Source organism: Microcystis sp. M_QC_C_20170808_M9Col, from assembly GCF_007095495.1.
GTDB lineage: Bacteria > Cyanobacteriota > Cyanobacteriia > Cyanobacteriales > Microcystaceae > Microcystis > Microcystis aeruginosa.
In genome coordinates, this window is record NZ_SFBZ01000246.1 from 1 (window position 1) to 6,998 (window position 6,998).

General features: G+C 45.8%; 8 protein-coding genes and 2 pseudogenes. 5 read left to right on the top strand and 5 right to left on the bottom strand.

Annotated features, from left to right (window positions below):
• Nucleotides 1-2: 2 nt before the first annotated feature.
• A pseudogene (locus EWV68_RS14635) lies at nucleotides 3-759 on the top strand (Rpn family recombination-promoting nuclease/putative transposase).
• Nucleotides 760-824: 65 nt separating this feature from the next.
• Here EWV68_RS14635 and EWV68_RS21925 read toward each other — a convergent pair.
• From EWV68_RS21925 to EWV68_RS14655, 4 genes and pseudogenes are all read right to left on the bottom strand, one after another.
• Nucleotides 825-911: pseudogene (locus EWV68_RS21925) on the bottom strand (PEP-CTERM sorting domain-containing protein); the annotation flags it as partial.
• An 82-nt stretch (nucleotides 912-993) separates the two neighbouring features.
• Nucleotides 994-2,172: an LL-diaminopimelate aminotransferase gene (locus EWV68_RS14645; RefSeq protein WP_287170235.1), complete on the bottom strand. Its 1,179-nt coding sequence runs from the start codon at nucleotides 2,170-2,172 to the stop codon at nucleotides 994-996.
• Between the two features lie 16 nt (nucleotides 2,173-2,188).
• Entirely contained in the window at nucleotides 2,189-2,551 is a 363-nt protein-coding gene (locus EWV68_RS14650) for a thioredoxin family protein (protein WP_287170236.1), read from the bottom strand.
• A 45-nt stretch (nucleotides 2,552-2,596) separates the two neighbouring features.
• Nucleotides 2,597-3,475 carry an ABC transporter permease gene (locus tag EWV68_RS14655; protein WP_061432442.1) on the bottom strand — a complete coding sequence of 293 codons (879 nt, stop codon included), beginning with the start codon at nucleotides 3,473-3,475 and terminating at the stop codon, nucleotides 2,597-2,599.
• Between the two features lie 198 nt (nucleotides 3,476-3,673).
• Here EWV68_RS14655 and EWV68_RS14660 point away from each other — a divergent pair, with 198 nt between their 5' ends.
• Genes EWV68_RS14660 through cobT form a run of 3 tightly spaced genes read left to right on the top strand, consistent with a single transcriptional unit; the run spans nucleotide 3,674 to nucleotide 5,412 of the window.
• Nucleotides 3,674-3,907, top strand: a complete 234-nt coding sequence (locus tag EWV68_RS14660; protein ID WP_002739069.1) for a hypothetical protein — start codon at nucleotides 3,674-3,676, stop codon at nucleotides 3,905-3,907.
• Nucleotides 3,895-4,305: a type II toxin-antitoxin system VapC family toxin gene (locus EWV68_RS14665; RefSeq protein WP_287170237.1), complete on the top strand. Its 411-nt coding sequence runs from the start codon at nucleotides 3,895-3,897 to the stop codon at nucleotides 4,303-4,305. Before EWV68_RS14660 ends, EWV68_RS14665 begins: the two co-directional genes overlap by 13 nt.
• Nucleotides 4,306-4,332: 27 nt before the next feature.
• Entirely contained in the window at nucleotides 4,333-5,412 is a 1,080-nt protein-coding gene (gene cobT, locus EWV68_RS14670) for a nicotinate mononucleotide-dependent phosphoribosyltransferase CobT (RefSeq protein WP_061432444.1), read from the top strand.
• A 246-nt stretch (nucleotides 5,413-5,658) separates the two neighbouring features.
• Here cobT and EWV68_RS14675 read toward each other — a convergent pair whose 3' ends face one another.
• Nucleotides 5,659-6,645, bottom strand: coding sequence for a zinc-dependent alcohol dehydrogenase family protein (locus EWV68_RS14675; protein ID WP_061432445.1), 987 nt, complete (start codon nucleotides 6,643-6,645; stop codon nucleotides 5,659-5,661).
• Nucleotides 6,646-6,735: 90 nt separating this feature from the next.
• On the opposite strand from EWV68_RS14675, the gene EWV68_RS14680 reads away from it, so the two are divergent.
• Nucleotides 6,736-6,998, top strand: a 263-nt coding sequence (locus EWV68_RS14680) for a helix-turn-helix domain-containing protein (protein WP_287170238.1), incomplete at its 3' end; no start/stop codon positions are given.

Below are 6,998 nucleotides of genomic sequence, written 5' to 3' on the forward strand. Positions count from 1 at the left end.
CGATGTTTGATAATATTTGTAAATTTATCGCCGAAAACTTCTCCGATGATCTAGCCACTTGGTTATTGGGTTCTCCCCTCTCCTTAACCGTCCTCGACCCGACAGAATTACAATTAGACCCCATTCGTGCCGATTCTCTGATTTTTTTGCAGTCAGAGGAATTGATTCTCCATACTGAATTTCAAACCGACCCCGACTCTAAGATTCCCTTCCGAATGCTCGATTATCGCATTCGCGTCTATCGTCGTCATCCCCAAAAACCAATGCGTCAAGTGGTAATTTATCTGCGACGCAGTGATTCTCCCCTAGTACAAGAAAATACTTTCCGTCTGGGGGAAACTTTTCATTCTTTTCAAGTCATCCGTCTTTGGGAAGAAAATACACCACAATTTTTCCATCATCCCGGTTTATTACCCTTTGCCGTACTCAGCAATACCGATGACCCCGAACAGGTGTTAAGTCAGCCCGTTCTTTAGAAACTATCCCCGAAAAACAGGTGCAAAGCAATCTCGCTGCCGCCACCAGTATTCTCGCTGGGTTAGTATTAAATCGAGAGACGATTAAAAATATTCTTCGGAGTGCAGAGAGGAAGGCGAGGAAAAAGGACTAAAAAAAGGCTTGCAAGCGGGTAAAGAGGAAAAAGCTCGACAAATTGCCCTAAAAATGCTATCTGCTGGCTTTCCTATCCCAGAAATCGCCCAATTTACCGATTTATCCCCCGCAACTATCGAGGAATTACAAAGACAGCAGCACAATTAAAGCTTTTAACCGCAAAGGGTGGCGAATTGGCAAAATTTTGGCTCATCCCCCCACCCCAAGCGCGGTTAACGACGTTTAGCGAGGCGACGCACCACTAAACCACCACCTAGTATGCCTAGTCCGATAATACTAGAAGGTTCGGGAGTGGACACATTACCAATATCACCCGGAATATCAGCAGCAACAAGGCGAAAGTTATCGATTGCAGCATAACCACTGCTTAGAATATCGGTTTTATGCCAAAAAAGCCGCAATTTTCTCCACGGCAGCCTCTAGAATATCGGGATCGTGAACTAAGGCAAAACGCACATAACCCTCGCCACCCTTACCAAAACCGGAACCCGGGGAAACAGCGACACCGGTTTGGGCCACCAATTGCCGACAAAAATCGACGGAATTACCCGGCCAACTGGGGGGAATTTTCGCCCAAACGTACATAGTGGCGGCCGGAGTGGCAACTGGCCAACCGATGCGATTTAGGGCATTAATAAACACATCCCGGCGTTTTTGGAAGATAGCGACGGTTTCCTTGACTGAATCTTGATTACCGGTTAAAGCAGCGATCGCACCGTTGAGGATGCCCAAATACTGATTAAAATCAACCATGGCTTTAATCTGTCGCAAAGCCATAATTAACTGCGGGTTGCCAATGGCGAAACCGATGCGAAAACCGCCCATATTATAGGACTTGGAAAAGGTAAAAAACTCGATCGAATTAGTTTTAGCTCGATCGGCCTGTAAAATTGACGGGGGGGGCGATGTTCCCGCAAAAAAGATGTCTAGATAGGGAAAATCGTGGATTAAAACTAAATTATGCTGGCGGCAAAAATCAACCGCTTTTTGGAAAAATGCCAGAGGTGCGATCGCTGTGGTGGGATTATGGGGATAACTCAAGACCATCAGCTTCGATTGTGCCAGCACTAGGTCAGGAATGTCCTCTAAAACCGGCAGAAAGTCATTTTTTGCCAAAATTGGCATTCCGTAGATTTGACCGCCGGCAAGGGCAACACCGCCTAAATGGGAGGGATAACCCGGATCGAGGAGCAGGGCAAAATCCCCGGGGTTGAGAAGGGCCAAAGGTAGATGGGCCGTGCCTTCCTGAGAACCAATTAGGGGTAAAACCTCCGTTTCCGGATCGATGGGAACACCAAAGCGATCGCTATACCAGTTAGCGGCAGTTATTCGGAAGTCTCTGGTCCCATTATGGAGTAAATAGCCGTGGGTGTGAGGATCGTGGAGAGATCGCTCTATAGCATCGACAACGTGGGGAGCAGCCCCAAGATCGGAGGAACCGAGCGAAAGATCGATAATGGTATTACCCGCTTCTCTACTGGCAGCCTTTGCCCGATCCATATCGGCAAAAACGTTGGATTGGAGTGCCTGTAAGCGGTGTGCTAGGGTTAAGTTATTCATAACCACAGATACCTAATTAGCTGACATAGGTATCGATAAAAGATTGTAATTGTTGTTTGCCGATCGCCCCTTCATGAGTGGCAATAATTTCGTTATCTTTAAAGATGCGTAAAGCAGGAACACCTTTCACATCACATTTAGCCACCGAGTTGGGGTTAGGGTCTATTTCTAGTTTAACTACTTTTAGCCGTTCGCCGTAGGTGTTGGCCACCCAATCGATCGAGGGGGATACCAAACGGCACGGACCGCACCAACTCGCCCAAAAATAGACTAAAACGGGTTTTTCGACCTCAAAAACCTCTTGGTCAAACTTCTGATCGCTAATGACAGTTACGCTACTCACAGTATTTATTTCCTCACCATCGCTACTGATCATCATAGAGGTTCTGGGTAATTTTCGGCAATTATCCACTTCTACGCTTCCTTAAACATTAGGATCAAAGACATCGCGTAAACCATCACCGATAAAATTAATACTTAACACCGTGATCACGATAGCCAGAGCGGGAAAAATGACCAAGTGGGGGGCAGTTGTCAAGTAATCTTTAGCTTTAAATAACATTTGTCCCCAAGTCGGCACATCGGGGGGGAAACCCAAACCCAAAAAACTCAGGGTTGACTCGGTAATAATCGCATTACCCACCGCTAAAGTAGCCGCCACGATAATCATTCCCAAAACATTAGGCAATAAATGCACCCAGATTAAACGGAAAGGAGTGGCCCCCAAAGCAATCGCAGCCGAGATAAATTCCATCTCTCGTAATTTTAAGAAATTTCCCCGCACCAATCGGGCTACCGACATCCAATTTAAACCCCCGATTACTAAAACCACGAGGATAAAAATACCCGTTTCCGGTCCGGCGATTTTTTTGATACTATCGCGAAATAGATAGACAATCAGCAAAAGTAGGGGTAATTGGGGCAAAGATAGGAATAAATCCGTTAATCGCATCAATAAGCCATCGATCGCCCCCCCGTAAAACCCGGAAATAGCCCCGATCGCCGTTCCCAGAATAATCGCCACCATCATAGCAGCAATCCCCACCGCTAGGGAAATTCGACCCCCCACCAAAATCCTTGCCAATTGATCCTGTCCCAGATCATTAGTGCCGAAAAGATGTTTTAAACTGGGGGGAGCAGTGGTTTGACTAAAATCAATGGTATCGATGGGGACCCGATAAAAAATCGGACCGAATAGGACGGCAAGAATAATTATAATTAATGCGATCGCTCCTATTACTGCCAAGGGATCTCGGTAAAAACGTCGCCAAGTATCGATAATTGCAGAAGACAGGGGAGACATAAGCTGTTAAGTGTTTAAATTACTTTTTGAGACGAGGCACTCTTGCATTAGGGGAGATTCCGCTAATCTAAGAATAAACGGTTTAAATGAGTCTTTTTAGTCTGCTGTATTTTAGGTAAAATCTCAAGATGAGTCCCTTTATTGAAGGAAACGTTGTGTTATAGTATAACTCAAGTTCAGAAAATAGAGAGTAAAACTATGACTGTTAAAGAACTTATTCAAACAGCAATTGATAATTTACCTGAAGAACAACTAGATGAACTTTATCAATTAATTAAAAATTTCACCGCCAGCAAAAACAACTTATTAGAAGAAAAACCATCCTTATTCAAACGTCATTTTCCAGTTGAGAATATGGTGGGTAAAGCTAAAATACTAGGTGATATGGTCAGTCCTATTGTAGATGAAGAAGATTGGGAATGTCTGAAGTAATTGTGCTTGATACTCATATTTTGTTGTGGTTAATAAATGGCAATTTTGACAGATTTCCCGATCATTGGCTAGAAAAATTTGAGTTAGCAGAATCTCTCGGAGTTTCCCCCATTTCTTGCTATGAAATAGCCCTTGCTAACCAACGGGGGAGATTAGAATTAAGTTATCCCCTTCAAGAGTGGATTCAACAAGCTTTAACAGTAGCTAAAATAGATATATTTTCAATTACCCCCGAAATTGCCATTAGAGCCGTTAATTTATCTCCCATTCACAAAGATCCTTTTGACCGTATTATTATGGCTACAGCCTTAGCATACGGGGCAAAACTGGCTAGTATTGATAACTTATTTTCTAAATATGTTGAAATCAAAGATCATCTCATGGAGAGAGGGAAATAGTAATAAGTAAGAGGACAAAATCAACAGATGATTAAAATTTACACGGAAATCGAACGGGGGCAAAATTGGTTACAGCGCCATCAAAAATGTTGTCCGATATTTGCCCTAGTTTTGGGGTTTACCGAGACGGGATTAATCCCCGGAATCTCCACCGCCGGTGCTACCCCGGAAGATAGAAAATATACAGCGATCGCCGATGCCGAATTTATCGTTAAAGGAGTTTCACCCCATCCCCGTTATCCCTTACCCCCCCTAACGGTGGGAGCCTCCCCCGCCTATATTACCCGCGCCGTGGTGGAAAAATTAGCCATTCCCGTCCTCGTTTTTAACGCCGGTTTACCCTTGCCCCCGGCCGTCGATTATATCGAACTGGGGGGACAACCGGCCCGTTGTCTCTCCACCGGCCGCGCCCTAGACCTGACCATAGTAAAACACCTGTTCGCCCAAGGATTAACTTGGGGAGAAAAATTAGCCCGCCAGTCTAGTTATCTAATTATCGGCGAGTGCGTGGTCGGCGGCACCACCACCGCCCTCGCCATCCTCACCGGATTGGGTTATCGAGCCAACGGCAAAGTTAACAGCAGCCATCCCCAGTGCAATCATGCTCAGAAACAGGCAATAGTTGAGCAGGGATTAGCCCGAAAAGAAATTTTTGATCCTTTTGAGGTAATCACCGCCCTAGGCGATCCTCAGCAGATTTTCGTCGCTGGCATGGCCATCGCCGCCAGTGGGCAAGGTGGGGTACTCCTCGCCGGAGGAACCCAAATGTTAGCCGTTTCTGCCCTAATTCAAGCTCTAGTGGCTAAATATGCCTATCCGGTTAACTGGGAAAATATCATCGTCGGCACAACTCGCTGGGTAGCGGAAGATAAAACGGGGGATACGGTGGGATTAGCCCGAATGATCGGAAAAGTGCCTTTATTAGCCACACAATTAGACTTTTCTGCCTCTAAATACCCGGTTTTGCAAGCTTATCAACAGGGTTTTGTCAAAGAGGGAGTGGGTGCGGGGGGATGTGCGATCGCCGCTTATCTGTACCAGAATTGGACTAATCAAGATTTGCTCAAAGCGATCGAAAATTTAATCGGGTTTCAACTAAACTGTTGACTATCTAGGGTTTGCGGCAAAAAGTTTTTCCTGGGGGCAGGGTGTAGGGTTTTGCCGATTTTCAGGTGGTCAATTACCTAATTTTCAGGGAAAAAGTCCAGGGATTTTCCCCCTGATCACTCCCATGCCGGCCACTTTGGGATTTCAAAAAGGTCTAAAAGTCTTATCCAACAAGGTTTTTAGATTTATTCAGCCAACCCTAAATACGCGGGCAGCTTATGAGAGAAAATAGTGACTAGCAGATTTCTAGTCAATAATTAGGGCTATTTTCCCCGTCACCGAACCAGTTTCTAGCAGTTGATGGGCGCTGATAGCTGCCGCTAAAGGGAAGGTTTGGGAGAGATGAATAGTTAACTTTTTCTCGTCAATTAAACGCGCCCCTTGTCTGAGAATTTCTGTTTGATATTTTTGCGCTTCTGGCAGTCCCATCAAAGCCGGGGTTAACATTAATTCTAAACTAATCCGCAAATTGCGATCGCGCGCTTCCTTCCAGCTGCCCGTAGGTTCCAAAATCGTCACCATATCGCCGTACACTCGCACCGCTCGGCAAGTTTGGCCAAAAGTTTCCCCTCCCACCGTATCAAAAGCGATATCTACTCCTTTCCCTGCGGTTTGTTGAAGTATCGCCGAGACAAAATCGGTTTGTTTGTATAAAATCGGGTAATCTGCCCCTAATTGCCGCACTAAACGCTCTTTATCGCTATTTCCCACCGTCGTATAAACTTTAGCCCCCTTCAGTTTCGCCAATTGAATCGCGACATGACCAACACCCCCGGCCCCGCCATGGATAAGTACGCTTTGTCCCGACTGAAGACGGGCGCGATCGTAGAGTGCTTCCCAAGCGGTGATTAAAACTAAAGGTACAGCGGCCGCCTCGGCAAAAGAAAGAGATTTCGGCTTGTGGGCTAGATAATCCGCCTCGATCAGGGCATATTCGGCATAATTTCCCGTGCCGGCCTTGCCCAGTCCGCCGTTACAAAAATACACTTCATCCCCGGGGCGAAAATCCTGCACCGCCGCCCCAACGGCCTCGACAATTCCCGCCCCGTCACAGCCCAAAATGGCCGGCATTTGCTCGGGGTAAAAAGTGCCGCGTTTACGAATTTTTGTATCAATAGGGTTGACACCAGCGGCTTTTAATGCTACTAAAACCTGATGCGGTTGACTAATTTTCGGGGTGGGGACTTCCTGAAGCTGTAGGACATCCACGGCGGTCATGAGGATAGCTTTCATCGAAAATTTGGGTCTGAAACCCCGCCGTTTTACGGCGGCTTTACCGTCAAATATTAGCACATTTACACGATATATGCTAGAATGCGGGATATGGAAAAAGCCTATTCGTTTCGATTTTACCCAACACCCGAACAAGAGTCGCTATTGCGGCGCACATTGGGCTGTGTAAGATTAGTTTACAACAAAGCTCTCCATGTCAGAACACAAGCTTGGTATGAAAGACAAGAAAGAGTAGGCTACGCTCAAACTTCTTCAATGCTAACCGATTGGAAAAAACAAGAAGAATTAGAGTTTTTAAACGAAGTAAGCTGTGTACCTTTACAACAAGGGTTAAGACATTTACAAACAGCTTT

What these genes read in the sequence shown, in the direction of transcription:
- EWV68_RS14645 (WP_287170235.1), bottom strand. Translation starts at nt 2,172, where the DNA reads ATGAATAACTTAACCCTAGCACACCGCTTACAGGCACTCCAATCCAAC.
- EWV68_RS14650 (WP_287170236.1), bottom strand. Translation starts at nt 2,551, where the DNA reads ATGATGATCAGTAGCGATGGTGAGGAAATAAATACTGTGAGTAGCGTA.
- EWV68_RS14655 (WP_061432442.1), bottom strand. Translation starts at nt 3,475, where the DNA reads ATGTCTCCCCTGTCTTCTGCAATTATCGATACTTGGCGACGTTTTTAC.
- EWV68_RS14660 (WP_002739069.1), top strand. Translation starts at nt 3,674, where the DNA reads ATGACTGTTAAAGAACTTATTCAAACAGCAATTGATAATTTACCTGAA.
- EWV68_RS14665 (WP_287170237.1), top strand. Translation starts at nt 3,895, where the DNA reads ATGTCTGAAGTAATTGTGCTTGATACTCATATTTTGTTGTGGTTAATA.
- cobT (WP_061432444.1), top strand. Translation starts at nt 4,333, where the DNA reads ATGATTAAAATTTACACGGAAATCGAACGGGGGCAAAATTGGTTACAG.
- EWV68_RS14675 (WP_061432445.1), bottom strand. Translation starts at nt 6,645, where the DNA reads ATGAAAGCTATCCTCATGACCGCCGTGGATGTCCTACAGCTTCAGGAA.